The sequence below is a fragment of the Nocardioides luti genome (genome assembly GCF_014212315.1).
In the GTDB taxonomy this organism is placed as follows: Bacteria; Actinomycetota; Actinomycetes; order Propionibacteriales; family Nocardioidaceae; genus Nocardioides; species Nocardioides luti.
In genome coordinates this window covers 372,175-387,026 of record NZ_JACKXE010000002.1, presented here as the reverse complement: position 1 = coordinate 387,026, position 14,852 = coordinate 372,175, and the positions used below count along the sequence as shown (strand labels likewise).

Here is a 14,852-nt window from a genome sequence, read left to right as displayed (position 1 = left end):
CCCATGACCTGGAACCGCCCGGTACCCCTCCTCGGTGACCAGACCTCGGCGGCCGAGCGGGCCGCCGAGGTCGAGGGCTGGGCCTTCCCGCAGACCGCCCGGGAGACGTTCTACGACGTCGTCGCTGCCCGTCGAGACGTACGCCGCTTCCGGCCCGACCCGGTCGACCCGGAGACGGTGCGCCGTGTGCTGGCGGCTGCACACATGGCGCCGTCGGTCGGGCACAGCCAGCCCTGGCGGTTCATCGTGGTCTCCGATCCGGCCACCCGGGACCGGGCCGCCCGGATGGCCGACGAGCAGCGGCTGCGTCAGGCCCGCCAGATGGACCCCGAGGCGGGCCGGCGGTTGCTCGACCTGCAGCTCGAAGGCATCCGCGAGGCTCCGCTCGGCGTGGTCGTCGCCTGCGACCGGCGCACGGCGGCTGCGGGGGTGCTCGGCCGGGCGACGTTCCCCGACGCCGATGTGTGGTCGTGCGCATGCGCCATCCAGAACCTCTGGCTGGCCGCGCGCGCCGAGGGCCTGGGCATCGGCTGGGTCACCCTCTTCGAGCAGAAGGACCTCGAGGGTCTGGTTGGCGTGCCTGATGGAGTGGTCACACTGGGCTGGCTCTGCCTTGGGTGGCCCGACGAGCGGCCGCCCGCCCCGGGACTGGAGCGGGCAGGCTGGTCGCGGCGTCAGCCGGTCGAGGACGTGATCTTCGCCGAGCGGTGGAGCGTAACCACGCCGGCACCGCCCTCGCACCTGCGGGCCCCGCAGAACGACGCCGTGGTGGGAGCGCGGGACCATGCCGACGTACTGCTCTCGCCGCCGGGATCCCTCGGCCTGCTGGACCGCTACGTCGACCGGGTCGAGGCCGCGATGCAGGGACGCGCGCACCATACCCCCACCGGCCGGTTGCTGCTGGTGGCCGGACGGCACCCGGTGACTGCCCACGGCGTCTCCGCCTACCGCGACTCCGTGACTGAGGACGTGATTGCGGCCAGCCACGTCGGGGAGTCCGCCGGTGCGGTCGCCGCGGCAGCCGCCGGCCTCGACTTCGAGGTAGTCGACGCGGGTTCGGCGACCGGTGACCTCGTGACAACCGACGCCCTCACCGCCGAACAGGTCTCAAGCCTGATCGAGCGTGGCCGACGACGCGGGGCAGATGCAGGACAGGAGCACCGGCTGGTGGCCCTCGGAGAGGTCGGCATCGGCAACACCACCGTGGCTGCGGCTCTTGCAGCAGCGCTGCTCGACCTGTCCGCCGCCGAGGTGGTGGGGCTCGGGGCAGGCGCGGACACCACGATGGTGCGGCGTAAGACCGAAGTCGTGGAAGCCGCGGTGGCGCGGATGCGTGCAGGGAGCGGAGAGGACCGGCTCCTCCCTGAGCAGGTGCTGGCCGCCGTCGGCGGACCGGAGTTCTGCGTCCTCGCCGGCGCCGTGCTCGGCGCCGCGTCGACCGGAGCGGTCAGCGTCCTGGATGGCCTCGCCACGAGCGTCGCGGCGCTGGTCGCCGTGCGCATCGAGCCCGGTGCTGCGGCGTACCTCGTAGCCGGCCAGCGCAGCCGCGAACGCGCACACGCTGCCGTCCTGGAGCACCTGGGTCTCGAACCGTTGCTCGACCTGCGCCTCCGGGCCGGGGAGGGCGTCGGAGCATCGTTGGCGGTCGCCATGCTGATCAGCGGACTCAAGCTACGCCAGGGGATCGGCCGCACGGCGCCATGACGGAGCTATTGCTGATCCAACAGGGGAGTCAACCTGGAACGCGGCCGGGCACGTGGAGAGCCGAACCGTCTCCACGGAACTGACCGAGCGCGGTCGCCGCCAAGCTGTCGAAGGCGGATCCCAACTGTCTCGCACGAGGGGCAGAACGGTTGCTGACCTCGGACATCATCCGGGCGCAGCAGGCCGCAGCCATCATCGGCACGACGCTGCGGCTCGAACCGGAGACTGACCCGTTGTCGTGCGAGTGTCACTACGGCACCTGGCAAGGCAGCGACAGTGCCGAAGCGATCTGGGACGACACATTGCGGCATCCGTTGACCGCTCGTTGTGGTCACCTACGACAACCTCATCCTAGAGGCGGTCGGGTTACCTCTCCGGGAGAACGGCTCGGGCATTCGGCTGATGCTCAATCAGTCGACAAGTGCACGGACGCCGACCAACTGGTCGAGCCCGTTGCCGGAGGTTCGCGTCTCAAGAACCGAGTGCCCGACGGAGCGCTTCAAGTCGCCGTGGTGACCCTGCGGGTGGACGCAACAAGGGCCCAGCAAGCCCAAGCCCTCGTTGTTCAACTCCGGGTTCGAGCTGGACGTGCACAAATGGCTACACGTCGCAGTACTGAATGACTCACCCATGTTGACCCACACAAAACGTCGAGGGCGGCCGGCTGCTTGTACCGGAGATGTAACAGGCTACCTCTGGTAACTCTGACCCCGGAGCAGGCCGACGCGCCCAGATTCATCGAGATGGGTGGTCATCTTCTGTACGATCACGGCGAGGTCCGCAGGGTCAAAGGTGTCACGCGTTCGAGTCGCAGACGTGTGTATCCGCTCATGGCGGTGGGCGGTCGCGGCGGAACCGCTCGCCTGGGCCTTGTGCCAGAGGGTCGGCCCTCCCGCGGACCAGAGGTCTTTCGAGGGTTGGGTCGCGGCACGGTGCGGCTGGCGGCTCCACCGCACTTGTTCAAGACGTACCGAGAAGGTCTGGGGGTCAGCGCCTCGAGCACCCAGGCTGACTGGGCCGCCCAGCGTATCGAGAAGTCTCTCGCTGCCCGGTGCGGTTCTCATCGCGCTGCGGCTCCGGCGCGGGAAGCAGATCACCAGCCCGACCGAGGAGTTTCAGTGTCCGCATCCTGGTCCCGGCATGATAGAGAAGCGCGCGCGGGACAGGGTGGTCGAGCGCGGGGCCGCCGTCCATATAAAGTCGCCGGTTCTCCGCATCGAGCACCGCGACGGCGTGGTTCCGGCCTTGGTTGCGGAAACCTCGTGGAGGGAGCGTCGGACCTCTCGACCGTGATCACCTCGATGCCGCTCGGAGACCTAGGTCGTGCGCTGTGCCCCGCCTCTCCCGCGGAGGTACTTGCCGCTTCGGGCTTCTTGACGCACCAGCGATGCGGGTGGCTGGACGTGGGCGTCGAGTAGGCGCAGCTCGGAGGCTTTCATGGGCTTCAGCCAGTTGAACTGCCGTACGGTTGTGGCTACGTGGGTCGGTGCTCCGGGACGTATCTCACTGAAGTCACAGCTTGCGAAGATCGCCCGTGCGGCTGCTGCTGGTTGACCAGTCCTTGCTCGACGTCCGTCCCGAGGAGTTCCGTGCCTGGCTCAGATTCCGTCCGTAGAGTCGAGAATCCGCGCGCGGCCATCCTCGCGCGTCCTCGCCCCGCAGCCGGCCGCGTGTTGCTTGTCGGAAGCGATGATTCTCGCGGTCTATTGGCGGCTGCACGATCCTTGTCGCGACTCGGTTGGAACGTCGGCGTCTGCACGCCAACGCGCAACAGCCTTGTCGGGGCATCACGTCACACCCAAGACTGGCACCCCCTGCACCGTGACGTCGTGACCTCGGTGGATGCCGCTGTTGCCACCGCACGATATGGCGTGGTCCTGCCCGGCGGCGACTCTGAGATGCTGGCGCTATCTGAATCTCGAGACTCACTCTCTTGCAACGTGCCGTACGGCAGCCGGCAATCCGTACGCCTGATACTCGACAAGCTCGACATGACGGCAGCCGCGCGTCGTGCGGGCCTGAGCGTGCCGCACACGGAGCTGGCCACCGACGAGGCGCTGTCCGCGGTGAGCCGCACGATAGTGCTCAAGTCGCGCTCCCACGCCCAACTGCGTTCAGAGACGTTGGTCTCGTCTGACATTGATGAGCTGCGAGCGGCGGCACGCGCTATGCGCGCACGCGGTGCGGAGCCCCTGTTGCAGGAGCACGTCACCGGACAGCTGGTTGCCGTATCGGTGGTCATGGGTAATGAGGGTCGGGTGCTCGCCGCCGTGCAGCAACGAGCGATGAGCTTGTGGCCTCCCGAAGCGGGCGTCAGCGTCTTTGCCAAGACCGTCGAGATCGAATCCGACCTCGTTGACTTACTCACCAGCTTCTTAGCCTCAATCGGCTGGCGCGGCCTCGCCGAGGCACAGTTCCTCGACTCCGCCCGAGGACCGCTCCTCATCGACGTCAACGGCCGCTGCTACGGGTCGATGGCGCTCGCGGCCGCCGCTGGGGTCGACCTCGCCGCAATATGGGCCACGGCCGCCACGATCGGCGATGTCGTGGCACCGCGGGCGCGCAGCGGCATGCGCTACCAGTGGCTGTACGGCGACCTGCGTAGCGGCTGGCGCACAGGCCGCCAGGTCATGCAACCCCTTATGAGGGCATGGAAATCCACTCACTCCGTGTGGGACCTCCGAGACCCATACCCGAGTATGGCGTACCTCCGCATACTCATCAGAAGTGCACTGCGGCGAAGAGACGCCTAGCGCCGTTGTCAGGAGATGGCGGCTGTGGACGCCGCTCTCGGTGGCGGCAGTGCGGTTCTGCTCGATGCGGATCAGCCAGGACGAGTGCGACCACGTCGACTCTGGCACGGCGCAGAAGTCCAGCCAGTTCGTTGCGTCGGATGCGTCGATTCGCCTCGAAGAGTCAACCGACACCCGCGCCCCATGACGTGGACGCGGCCACCCCCCCCTGTTCGGAAATTCGGTGTCGGTGGCAAGCGAACCGCTCGGGTCGAGAGACGGAATTGCCATCGCTGTAACTCTTGCGAAATATCGCTACCGTCTACTGTGAATGGACAAAAGATCTTGGTGGGAGACGGAGGATCGGATGAACGCTGAGCGTGCAAACCTCGCCGAGTTGTGCGAGGCGTCGGGCACGACCTTCGTGCTCGCCCTGTTCGTGGACCTGAACGGCAAGCCCTGCGCGAAGCTCGTGCCCGTCGAGGCGATCGAGCAGCTCATCGACGAGGGCGTCGGGTTTGCGGGGTACGCCGTGGGCGCGATCGGCCAGGAGCCGAAGGACCCGGACATCATGGCGATGCCGGATGCGACGTCGTTCACGCCCATCCCGTTCGTGAAGCCGGGGCTCGCGATCGTGCACTGCGACCCTTGGGTCAGCGGGAAGCCGTGGCCCTTCGCGCCCCGGGTGATCCTCCAGGAGGTCGTCGCCCGGGCGGCCGCCGCGGGCTTCTCGCCCTATGCGGGCGCGGAGGTCGAGTACTTCCTGCTCAAGCGCGATGCGGGGGGTGCCCTGGTCCCGGCTGACAGCGACGACGTCGCGGCCCAGCCGTGCTACGACGCCCGCGGGGTCACGCGGATGTACGACCACCTCGCCTCGATCAGCACGGCGATGAACGCATTGGGCTGGGGCAACTACGCCAACGACCACGAGGACGGCAACGGGCAGTTCGAGCAGAACTTCCAGTACGCCGAAGCGCTGACCACCGCCGACCGGGTCATCACGCTGCGCTACCTGCTCAACGTCATGGCCCATGAGCGGGGCATGATCGCGACGTTCATGCCGAAGCCGTTCAGCAACCGCACCGGCTCCGGCCTGCATCTTCACCTGTCGCTGCGAGACGCCAGCACGGGCGAGCCGGTCTTCCCCGCAGGGGCCGACGGCACCGACGCCGATGTCGACGGGTTCGGGCTCTCCACGACGGCGCGGTCCTTCGTCGCGGGCGTGCTGGCCCATGCGACCGCCCTACAGGCGGTGATCGCCCCCACCGTCAATTCCTACAAGCGCACCGGTGCGATCGCCTCGAGCGCGAGCGGGGCGACGTGGGCGCCCAAGCTCCCGACGTACGGCGGCAACGACCGCACGCACTACGTGCGCGTCCCCGACGACCAGCGCATCGAGCTGCGCGGCGGCGACGGCTCGGCCAACCCCTACCTGGCGGTCGCGGCGGCCGTGGGTGCCGGGCTCGACGGCATTGCCGGTGGTGCCGTGCTCGGTGATGTGGGCAGCGGCCCGGACACGCCGTTCCCCGCGACGCTCCTCAGCGCGGTCGAAGCGTTCGAGGCCGACCCCGTGATCCGTGGCGTCCTCGACGCGGCGGGACCGGGGGTCTCCGACTACTTCGCACACCTGAAGAAGAACGAGTTCTTCGCCTACCACGCCGCGGTCTCCGAGTGGGAGATCGAGCGCTACCTCACGGCCTTCTAGGCCGATCCCCATCAGCTGGACCCCACGAGAGGACGGAAGCGACAGCATGTGTGGAATCGTCGGGTTGCACCTGCGCAACCCCGAGCTCTACCCCCGGCTCGGCGAGCTGCTCACCGGGATGCTCTGCGAGATGCAGGACCGTGGCGCGGACTCGGCCGGGATCGCGGTCTACGGCCACCACGAGTGGGCGCCGGCGGGTCGCTGCACGGTCTCGCTGATCGACGAGGGGCTCGACGCCGGCGAGGTCGGCGCCGCGCTGACCACGGCCCTGGGTGACCGGGTGCATGCCGCGCACGTCGGAGGCGTCGTGCTCGCACATGCCGAGGCGTCGCCCACAGCACTGATGGCGGCCGTCCGCACGGCCTACCCCGATGTGCTGGTCGGCGGCTTCGGCGAGGACCTCGCGGTCCTCAAGGGGGTCGGGACGCCGCGCGCGCTGGCCGAGCGCTGGGGCCTCGCCTCCGCCGGAGGCTGGCAGGGCGTCGGGCACACCCGGATGGCCACCGAGTCGGCCGTGACACCGGCTGGTGCGCACCCGTACGCCGTGGGGCCGGGGGAGTGCCTGGTGCACAACGGGTCCTTCAGCAACCACGCCACGATCCGCCGCGAGCTCCGCGCGGCCGGCGTCACCTTCGACTCCGAGAACGACACCGAGGTCGGCGCCCACTTCGTGGCCCAGCAGCTCGCGGCCGGCAAGGACGTCGCCTCGGCTCTCACCGAGCTGACCCGCACCTTCGACGGGTTCTACACGCTCCTGGTCTCCGACCGGGACTCGTTCGCGGTCGTGCGCGACGCGATCGCGTGCAAGCCGGCGGTCATCGCGGAGACCGGCGACTGGGTCGCCATGGCCTCGGAGTACCGCGCCCTGGCCCACCTGCCGGGCATTGCCTCCGCACGCATCTGGGAGCCCGAGCCCGAGGTCATCTACGCGTGGACCCGAGCGGCGGTGCCGGCATGAGCGCCGCCGACACGACGTTCGACCTCGCCCGAGTGCCCCTGCGCGAGGTGAACCAGGCGCTGCACGCTCCGGGCCTCAGCGGCTCGTTCGTCATCGAAGGGGCCGCCGGGGCCCACAACGTCGCGGTGGGTCTCGACGCTCCCGTGTCCGTGACGGTCGAGGGCCACGTCGGCTACTACGCAGCCGGGATGAACCAGCAGGCCGAGGTCACCATCCACGGCAACGCCGGCACGGGGCTGGCGGAGAACATGATGAGCGGGTCCGTCCACGTGACCGGGAACGCCTCGCAGTCGGCGGGTGCCACCGGCCGGGGCGGGCTGCTCGTCATCGACGGCGACGCCGGTGCTCGCTGCGGGATCTCCCTCAAGGGCCTCGACATCGTGGTCGGGGGCTCCGTCGGTCACATGAGCGCGTTCATGGCACAGCGCGGGCGGCTCGTCGTGCGCGGTGATGCCGGGGAGGCGTTGGGCGATTCTGTCTACGAGGCGCGGATCTACCTGCGCGGTACGGCGACGTCGCTCGGGGCGGACTGCGTCGAGAAGGCGATGGGTCCCGAGCACCTCGCCGAGCTCGCCGGTCTGCTGAAGGCGGCCGGCTACGACGACGACCCGACGACGTACACGCGCTTGGGCTCGGCCCGCACGCTCTACCACTTCCACGCCGACAACTCCTACTGACCAGGACCGAGGCCGCCGCCATGACCGCCACCTCCGACGACCGGGCCCGCCGCGGCCTGCGCGAGTCCGCCACCTTCGACCGCGCGACCATCGCCGCCATCCAGCGCGCCGCCGAGACGGGGATCTACGACATCCGGGGCTGGGGCTCGAAGCGGGCGCTGCCGCACTTCGACGACCTGCTCTTCCTCGGGGCGTCGGTCTCGCGCTACCCGCTCGAGGGCTACCGCGAGCGCTGCGGGACCGACGTCGTCCTGGGCGGGCGCCACGCGAAGTTCCCCCTGCACCTCGACATCCCCGTCACCGTCGCCGGCATGTCCTTCGGTGCGCTGAGCGGACGCGCCAAGGAGGCCCTGGGTCGGGGTGCCTCGGACGTCGGCAGCTCCACCACGACCGGCGACGGCGGGATGACGCCTGAGGAGCGGGGAAGCTCCAAGCACCTCGTCTATCAGTATCTGCCGAACCGCTACGGGATGAACCCCGACGACCTGCGCCGGGCCGACGCCATCGAGATCGTGCTCGGCCAGGGTGCGAAGCCGGGTGGGGGAGGCATGCTGCTCGGTCAGAAGGTGTCGGAGCGGGTGGCAGGCATGCGCGACCTGCCGGTCGGGATCGACCAGCGCTCGGCCTCGCGGCACCCGGACTGGACCGGCCCGGACGACCTCACCATCAAGATCAACGAGCTGCGCGAGATCACCGACTGGGAGAAGCCCATCTACGTCAAGGTCGGCGCCTCGCGCACCTACTACGACGTCAAGCTGGCCGTGCATGCCGGCGCCGACGTCGTCGTCGTGGACGGCATGCAGGGTGGTACTGCCGCCACGCAGGAGGTCTTCATCGAGAACGTCGGGATCCCGACGCTGGCGGCCATCCCGCAGGCCGTCCAGGCCCTCCAGGAGCTCGGGGTGCACAAGCGGCCCGACGGTGTGCAGCTGATCGTGTCCGGAGGCATCCGCAACGGCGGGGACGTGGCGAAGTGCCTCGCGCTGGGGGCCGACGCGGTGGCGATCGGCACCGCGGCGCTGATCGCGCTCGGCGACAACGACCCGCGCTACGAGGAGGACTACGAACGCCTCGGCTCGGCGGCCGGGTTCTACGACGCCTTCCAAGCCGGCCTGGACCCGGCCGGCATCACCACCCAGGACCCCGAGCTGCAGCAGCGCCTCGACCCCGTCGAGGGCGGGCGGCGGGTGGCGAACTACCTGCGCGTGCTCACCATGGAAGCGCAGACCATCGCGCGGGCCTGCGGGAAGGCCCATGTGACCCACCTCGAGCCGGAGGACATGGTCGCGACCTCGATCGAGGGCGCGGCGATGGCCCGGGTCCCGCTGGCGGGGACCAGCTGGATCCCCGGCTGGAACAACGGAGGCTCGCTCTGATGGACCGCGGAACGCACGTCGTCGTCGTCGGTGGCGGGCTCATCGGCTTGTCCATCGCCCGGGCGCTCACGGCACGCGGCATCTCCGACGTCCTCGTCCTGGAGCGACACCTGCTGGCGGGCGGCGGGACGGGCAAGTCCTCCGGCATCGTGCGCACCCACTACGGCGTGCCGTCCATCGCCGCGATGGCCTGGCGCAGCCTGCCGGTCTTCGAGGAGCTCGGACCGGAGGTCGGGTTTCGGCAGGTCGGCTACAGCGTCATCGTCGGACCGGAGAACGAGCAGCCGCTTCGCGACAACACCGTCATGCATCAAGGGCTGGGCGTCGAGGTGGAGCTGATCGACATCGACCGGCTGGCCGGGCTCTGGCCGATGATGCACGTCGACGACGTCGCACTGGCGACGTACGAACCCCGCGGCGGCTTCGCCGACGCCACCCAGCTCGCGCTCCACTACGGTCGGGTAGCGCGCGACCACGGCGCCAGCGTCCGGCAGAACACGCCGGTGGCGCGCGTCCTGACCCGGGGTGACCGGGTGGCCGGCGTCGAGCTCGGTGACGGATCGATCGTCGACGCCGACGTCGTGGTCGTGGCCTCGGGGTGGTGGTCGGCCCGGCTGCTGTCCGACCTCGGTGTCGCGTTCCCGGTCGAGGCGTACCGCTCCGATCTCCTGGTCGTCGACGCCGGCGAGCGCCTGCCCGACCTGCCGGTTATCTCCGACCTCGTGAGCCTGCAGTACTGCCGGATCGAGGGCGCCGGTCAGTTCCTCGTCGGCAACAGCGACCACCGGGTGCGCGACGGGCAGCCCGTCGACCCTGACCGCTACTCCAACCTGGCCTCTGACACCAGCATCGAGAAATACGCCGAGAAGCTCATCCACCGCTTCCCGGGCTTCCCCGACCCGACCGTGACCCATACCTACGCCGGCGTCTACGACGTCCCCCCGGACTGGAACCCCGTCATTGCTCCGGTCGGCGGCCTCGAGGGCCTGGTCCTTGCTGCCGGCTTCGCGGGGCACGGCTTCAAGATCGCCCCCGCGGTGGGTGACCTCGTCGCCGACCTCGTCCTCGAGGGCGACAGCACCGACCCGGACATCCCCGCATCCGACTTCCGACTCGAGCGCTTCGAGGAAGGCGAGCTCCTCACCAGTCTCCACCCCTACGTCGGTGCCGGCGAGATGCGCTAATGAAGGTCACGGCCCTGCTCGATGAGATTGCGGGGCTCGGCCGCCACGACGCGACCGGAGGGTATCGGCGCTTCGCCTGGACGCGCGCGGACGCCGACCTGCGGGAGTGGTTCGCCAGCACCGCGACGGGCCTCGGGCTCACGGTCACCGAAGACCGGGTCGGCAACCAGTGGGCCTGGTGGGGCGACCCCGACGCCGCGGTCCGGGACCATCGACCGGGCATCGTCACCGGTTCCCACCTCGACTCGGTTCCCGACGGCGGGGCGTACGACGGTCCGCTCGGCGTCGCCTCGTCGCTGGCAGCCGTAGCCGGTCTACGGGCGTCCGGGTTCGTGCCAGGTCGACCGATCGGGGTCGCCAACTTCGTCGACGAGGAAGGGGCACGCTTCGGGGTGGCCTGCTCAGGGTCACGCCTGCTCTCCGGTGCCATGACGCCCGAGCACGCCCTGGGCCTGACCGACGGCGAGGGACTCACGATGGCCGAGGCGCTCATCGCCGCGGGGCGCGACCCGACGCGGGTGGGCCGTGACGACGAGACCCTCGCCCGGATCGGCACGTTCGTCGAGCTGCACCTCGAGCAGGGCCGTCTCCTCGCCGACCTCGACGGACCGACTGTCCCCGTCGCGGTCGGCTCGTCCATCTGGCCGCACGGGCGGTGGCGCTTCGACCTGATGGGGGAGGCCAACCACGCCGGCACGACTCGCTTCGAGGATCGGAGGGACCCGATGCTGGACCTGGCAGCGCTGATCACCGGTGCCCGGGCCACCGGAGCGCAGCTCGGCTGCGTGGCGACCGTGGGCAAGGTCGTGGTCCGCCCGAACGGCGTCAACGCGATCCCGTCGTCGGTGACCGGCTGGTTGGATGCTCGTGGACCGGTGGAGGACGACGTACGTCGCCTGGTCCCGTTGCTCGAGGAGCGTCTTGGTGTGCGGGCGACGCGCGAGTCGTTCACTCCCGCTACCCGCTTCGACGACCTCTTGGTGGCCGATCTGGCGTCTCTGCTCGGCGGCGTGCCGGTGATCGGCACCGGGGCGGGGCACGACGCCGGCGTCCTCGCGACGCAGGGAGTGCGGACGGCCATGCTGTTCGTGCGCAACCCGACGGGTGTCTCGCACTCCCCAGCCGAGCACGTCGACGCAGCCGACTGCGAGGCCGGAGTTGGGGCGTTGAGCGCGGTGCTGCGTCACCTCGCTGGCTGACACCGGTCGTGCCGCGACCCGCCGGGGACGCTGTCTCCTGAGAGGAAACTCGGTCGTTAGGATCGCCTGTATGACGGACCTGGCTGACAGCTCCCGGCTCCTGCGGAACCGGACCGGCAGTACGCGGCAGCGCCACCGTGGGGAGTCCGATGTCCCGTTCTCGCTCGAGGGAGCGATCGGCGTCAACGTGCGCCTGCTACGCCAACAGCAGGGACTGTCGGTGGCTGACATGGCGGCCAAGGTCGGCATCTCGAAGGCGATGATGTCGAAGATCGAGAACGCTCAGACCTCGTGCAGCCTGGCCACGTTGGCACTGCTGTCCCAGGGGCTGGACGTCCCCGTGGGCTCGCTGTTCCGCGGCTCCGACGCGGAGCGTCCGGCGGCCTTCGTCCGGGCCGGTCAAGGGACTCCGATCGTGCGCAACGGCACCCAGGTCGGTCACGGCTATCACCTGCTCGGGTCGCTGCGCGGGGAGCACCGACGCCTCGAGTGCCTCATGGTCGAGCTCACCGAGGACAGCGAGGTGCACCCGCTGTTCCAGCACCCGGGAACCGAGTTCATCTACATGCTCGAGGGTGTCATGGAGTACGGCCACAGCCGCTCAGTCTTCCGCCTCGAGCGCGGCGACTCGGTGACCCTCGACGGCGAGGGTGCGCATGGTCCGACCGCGTTGATCGAGTTCCCCATTCGTTTCCTGTCCGTGATCGCCTTTCCCGACACGTCGGTCTGATCGACCAAGCCCGGACCGGAACGCGGAACCGGCCCGCTCCCCTGGAGTGGAGCGAGCCGGTGGACCGGTCGGGCGACTGCGTCGGCCCGGAGTGTGCGTCAGGCGAGCTCGTAGGCGGGGTCGCGGTGCAGCCTCGCGTCGATGCCCAGCTCCTCGTCCTCGGGCGAGATCCGGATGCCCATGGTCGACTTGATCGCCAGTGCGAGCACGAGGGAAACGACGAACGAGTAGACCAGGACGGCGGCAGCGGCGGCCAGCTGGCGCCAGAACTGGTCGAGGCCACCGCCGTACAGCAGCCCGTCGATGCCCTGGACGGACTCGGCGGAGCCGACGATGCCGATCATCAGGGTGCCGATGATGCCGCCGACGAGGTGGACGCCGACGACGTCGAGTGAGTCGTCGTAGCCGAAGCGGTCCTTGAGGCCGACCGCAAGCGGGCAGATCGCTCCGGCCACGAGGCCGACGACGATCGCGCCCATGGGGGTGACGTCGCCGCAGGCGGGGGTGATCGCCACCAGGCCGGTGATCGCGCCGGACGCGGCACCGATGCCGGTGACGTGTCCGTCCTTGAGCTTCTCGACCGAGAGCCAGGCCAAGGTGGCCGCGCAGGTGGCGAGGAAGGAGGTGACCATGGCGAACGCCGCGCCGTCCGAGGCGCCGAGCCACGATCCGCCGTTGAAGGCGTACCACCCGGCCCACAGCAGGCCGGCGCCGAGCAGGGTCAGCGGGACGCTGTGCGGCTTGGTACCACGCCCGAAGTTGGCGGACTTGCCGAGCACGATCGCGACAGCGAGGGCACCCGCGCCGGCGTTGATGTGCACCGCGGTGCCACCCGCGAAGTCGAGGGCCCCGAGCTTGTTCGCGATCCAGCCTCCGTGCTCCGAGACGACGCCGTCGAATGCGAAGACCCAGTGGGCGACGGGGAAGTACACCACGACCGCCCAGATCCCGGCGAACACCATCCACGCTGAGAACTTCATCCGGTCGGCTGCCGCACCGGAGATCAGGGCGACGGTGATGCAGGCGAAGAGGGCCTGGAAGAGTGAGAACAGGAGGATGGGCAGACCCGAGTAACTGGTTTGAGCCGTCGACCCGTCAGGGCTGAACAGGCCGGAGCTGCCGAAGAAGTCGCCGGGGTTCCCGAACAGGCCGCCGATGGAGTCGCCGAAGACCAGGGAGAACCCGAAGACGAACCACAGGAGCCCGACGACCGCGACTGCGCCGTAGGTCATCATCATCATGTTCACCGAGCTCTTCACGCTGACCATGCCGCCGTAGAACAGCGCCAGCCCGGGGATCATCACCGTCAGGCCGATGATCGAGCACAGCATGAAGGCCGTGGTTCCTGTGTCCATGTGTCTCTCCTGCGGTGGGTTCGAGGCCGGTACCTCGCTTCCGCTGAGGAAACTATGTTTCCTTTACCGCAACGGACCTGCGTCGTTTCCAGTTCGTAAACTCTGACCGGTCTGGCGAACAGCGGGGGAGACGGCACCGTCACATCGTGGGTTGCACGATGTCGACCCGCATCTTTGGGCATTGCCCCCAAAGCGACTTGAAACCGGCAGGCAGACGTCGCCGAGGCCGGGGGTCACGTGGCGGCCCGCAGCGTGTGCTGAGTTGTTTGCGTACTTGGGCCGGGCCGAGGCTAGGAGAGCGTGCTGCTGCGGAGAATCGTCGAGGCTGGCTAGCTCCCCGCTGGAGAGGGCGGTGCGGATTGGCCCAAACAGCGGCTCGATCGACTATCCCGGGCTGAGACGGTCCAGCGATCTGGGGGAGTATGGGTGGTCCGCGGTCGCCATGATGCGCCGCTGCTTGCGTGGCGCAACATCACTCGTTCGGCGCCTGCTCTGACTCATCAGTTGCAACCAAGCGATCCGCTGCGCCGATCTCCCCGGATTCTGAATCGGCAGTGACGCCGGGCGGCAGGAGAGGCGGGTCGTACGGGGCCGCCGGGTGCTGGCCGAAGGTGTCTATGTACTCCTGGGCGAGGTCTGTCCATTCCATGCCGACAGGTTGTTCCATCACAGGCGCCTGCCGCACACCTGGATTCGGCCGGCATGCTCGAAGCACAACGGACTGACCCTGCTGAGAGTCGATCTGGTCCGTGTCGTCTCCTTTGAGCGCCTGCGGACAAACATGGCTCCGAGAGCGATGAGGATTGCCGTCACGATGAGGTCAACCAGAGGACGTGCGTGCTGTTCGGATTTGCCATGTACCCGCCGTACCCCGCACGCAGCGCTCGAAGCCGACCGGCACCGCATAGACGAGACACCGCCTCGCCGAACGGGGGTGGACGGTGAGGCGGTGCAGCCGAAATCTACTCATGCCTTCCAACCTGCGAGCCGCAGTGAACCCCCCGGCGGGGAAGGAATGGATGCCAAATGCAGCGCCCGAAACTCCTGGGGGTCCGGCAAGTCGCCACTAGCCGGTTTGGCGACGGACCGGACTTGGTGGTTACTCGACAGAAGGACTCCTGGGAGTCTTCGAAGACGCGGCGGATCTCCCTGGCAGGCGCCCGGTGGTAAGCCGTGAAAGACCCCACGGCTCCGGACGGGGGCCGGTGCCGTGGGGTCGTTCGTGGAGCGGA

At 69.1% G+C, this 14,852-nt stretch carries 12 protein-coding genes; 10 read left to right on the top strand and 2 right to left on the bottom strand.

Annotated features, from left to right (window positions below; all coding sequences use genetic code 11):
* Positions 1 to 3 precede the first annotated feature (3 nt).
* From bluB to H5V45_RS20805, 10 genes are all read left to right on the top strand, one after another.
* On the top strand, positions 4 to 1,704 hold the full coding sequence (gene bluB, locus H5V45_RS20850) for a 5,6-dimethylbenzimidazole synthase (protein WP_185255002.1): 1,701 nt from the start codon (positions 4 to 6) through the stop codon (positions 1,702 to 1,704).
* Positions 1,705 to 1,853: 149 nt separating this feature from the next.
* Complete coding sequence (locus tag H5V45_RS22925; RefSeq protein ID WP_185255001.1) at positions 1,854 to 2,327, top strand: histidine phosphatase family protein; 474 nt, start codon at positions 1,854 to 1,856, stop codon at positions 2,325 to 2,327.
* Between the two features lie 1,206 nt (positions 2,328 to 3,533).
* The gene (locus H5V45_RS20840) at positions 3,534 to 4,457 is read left to right on the top strand and encodes an ATP-grasp domain-containing protein (RefSeq protein ID WP_185255000.1); all 924 of its coding nucleotides are present in this window, start codon (positions 3,534 to 3,536) and stop codon (positions 4,455 to 4,457) included.
* A 346-nt stretch (positions 4,458 to 4,803) separates the two neighbouring features.
* Positions 4,804 to 6,141 (top strand): type III glutamate--ammonia ligase, encoded by a 1,338-nt coding sequence (gene glnT / locus H5V45_RS20835; protein ID WP_185254999.1) that lies wholly within the window; start codon positions 4,804 to 4,806, stop codon positions 6,139 to 6,141.
* A 46-nt stretch (positions 6,142 to 6,187) separates the two neighbouring features.
* On the top strand, positions 6,188 to 7,099 hold the full coding sequence (locus H5V45_RS20830) for a class II glutamine amidotransferase domain-containing protein (RefSeq protein ID WP_185254998.1): 912 nt from the start codon (positions 6,188 to 6,190) through the stop codon (positions 7,097 to 7,099).
* Positions 7,096 to 7,776, top strand: coding sequence for a GltB/FmdC/FwdC-like GXGXG domain-containing protein (locus tag H5V45_RS20825; protein ID WP_185254997.1), 681 nt, complete (start codon positions 7,096 to 7,098; stop codon positions 7,774 to 7,776). The genes H5V45_RS20830 and H5V45_RS20825 overlap by 4 nt, the downstream gene beginning before the upstream one ends.
* A gap of 20 nt (positions 7,777 to 7,796) precedes the next feature.
* On the top strand, positions 7,797 to 9,152 hold the full coding sequence (locus tag H5V45_RS20820) for an FMN-binding glutamate synthase family protein (protein ID WP_185254996.1): 1,356 nt from the start codon (positions 7,797 to 7,799) through the stop codon (positions 9,150 to 9,152).
* Positions 9,152 to 10,336, top strand: coding sequence for an NAD(P)/FAD-dependent oxidoreductase (locus H5V45_RS20815; protein ID WP_185254995.1), 1,185 nt, complete (start codon positions 9,152 to 9,154; stop codon positions 10,334 to 10,336). The genes H5V45_RS20820 and H5V45_RS20815 overlap by 1 nt, the downstream gene beginning before the upstream one ends.
* Complete coding sequence (locus tag H5V45_RS20810; protein WP_185254994.1) at positions 10,336 to 11,535, top strand: allantoate amidohydrolase; 1,200 nt, start codon at positions 10,336 to 10,338, stop codon at positions 11,533 to 11,535. The genes H5V45_RS20815 and H5V45_RS20810 overlap by 1 nt, the downstream gene beginning before the upstream one ends.
* A 70-nt stretch (positions 11,536 to 11,605) precedes the next feature.
* Entirely contained in the window at positions 11,606 to 12,265 is a 660-nt protein-coding gene (locus tag H5V45_RS20805) for a helix-turn-helix domain-containing protein (RefSeq protein ID WP_185254993.1), read from the top strand.
* Positions 12,266 to 12,363: 98 nt separating this feature from the next.
* Here the strand turns inward: H5V45_RS20805 and H5V45_RS20800 are convergent, their stop codons facing one another.
* Both H5V45_RS20800 and H5V45_RS20795 read right to left on the bottom strand, forming a co-directional pair.
* Entirely contained in the window at positions 12,364 to 13,620 is a 1,257-nt protein-coding gene (locus H5V45_RS20800; RefSeq protein WP_185254992.1) for an ammonium transporter, read from the bottom strand.
* A gap of 472 nt (positions 13,621 to 14,092) precedes the next feature.
* Positions 14,093 to 14,269 (bottom strand): hypothetical protein, encoded by a 177-nt coding sequence (locus H5V45_RS20795; protein ID WP_185254991.1) that lies wholly within the window; start codon positions 14,267 to 14,269, stop codon positions 14,093 to 14,095.
* Positions 14,270 to 14,852 lie beyond the last annotated feature (583 nt).

Coding starts and splice junctions, on each gene's coding strand:
- H5V45_RS20820 (WP_185254996.1), top strand. CDS start 7,797: ATGACCGCCACCTCCGACGACCGGGCCCGCCGCGGCCTGCGCGAGTCC.
- H5V45_RS20800 (WP_185254992.1), bottom strand. CDS start 13,620: ATGGACACAGGAACCACGGCCTTCATGCTGTGCTCGATCATCGGCCTG.
- H5V45_RS20795 (WP_185254991.1), bottom strand. CDS start 14,269: ATGGAATGGACAGACCTCGCCCAGGAGTACATAGACACCTTCGGCCAG.
- H5V45_RS20815 (WP_185254995.1), top strand. CDS start 9,152: ATGGACCGCGGAACGCACGTCGTCGTCGTCGGTGGCGGGCTCATCGGC.
- H5V45_RS20805 (WP_185254993.1), top strand. CDS start 11,606: ATGACGGACCTGGCTGACAGCTCCCGGCTCCTGCGGAACCGGACCGGC.
- bluB (WP_185255002.1), top strand. CDS start 4: ATGACCTGGAACCGCCCGGTACCCCTCCTCGGTGACCAGACCTCGGCG.
- H5V45_RS20810 (WP_185254994.1), top strand. CDS start 10,336: ATGAAGGTCACGGCCCTGCTCGATGAGATTGCGGGGCTCGGCCGCCAC.
- H5V45_RS20830 (WP_185254998.1), top strand. CDS start 6,188: ATGTGTGGAATCGTCGGGTTGCACCTGCGCAACCCCGAGCTCTACCCC.
- H5V45_RS20825 (WP_185254997.1), top strand. CDS start 7,096: ATGAGCGCCGCCGACACGACGTTCGACCTCGCCCGAGTGCCCCTGCGC.
- glnT (WP_185254999.1), top strand. CDS start 4,804: ATGAACGCTGAGCGTGCAAACCTCGCCGAGTTGTGCGAGGCGTCGGGC.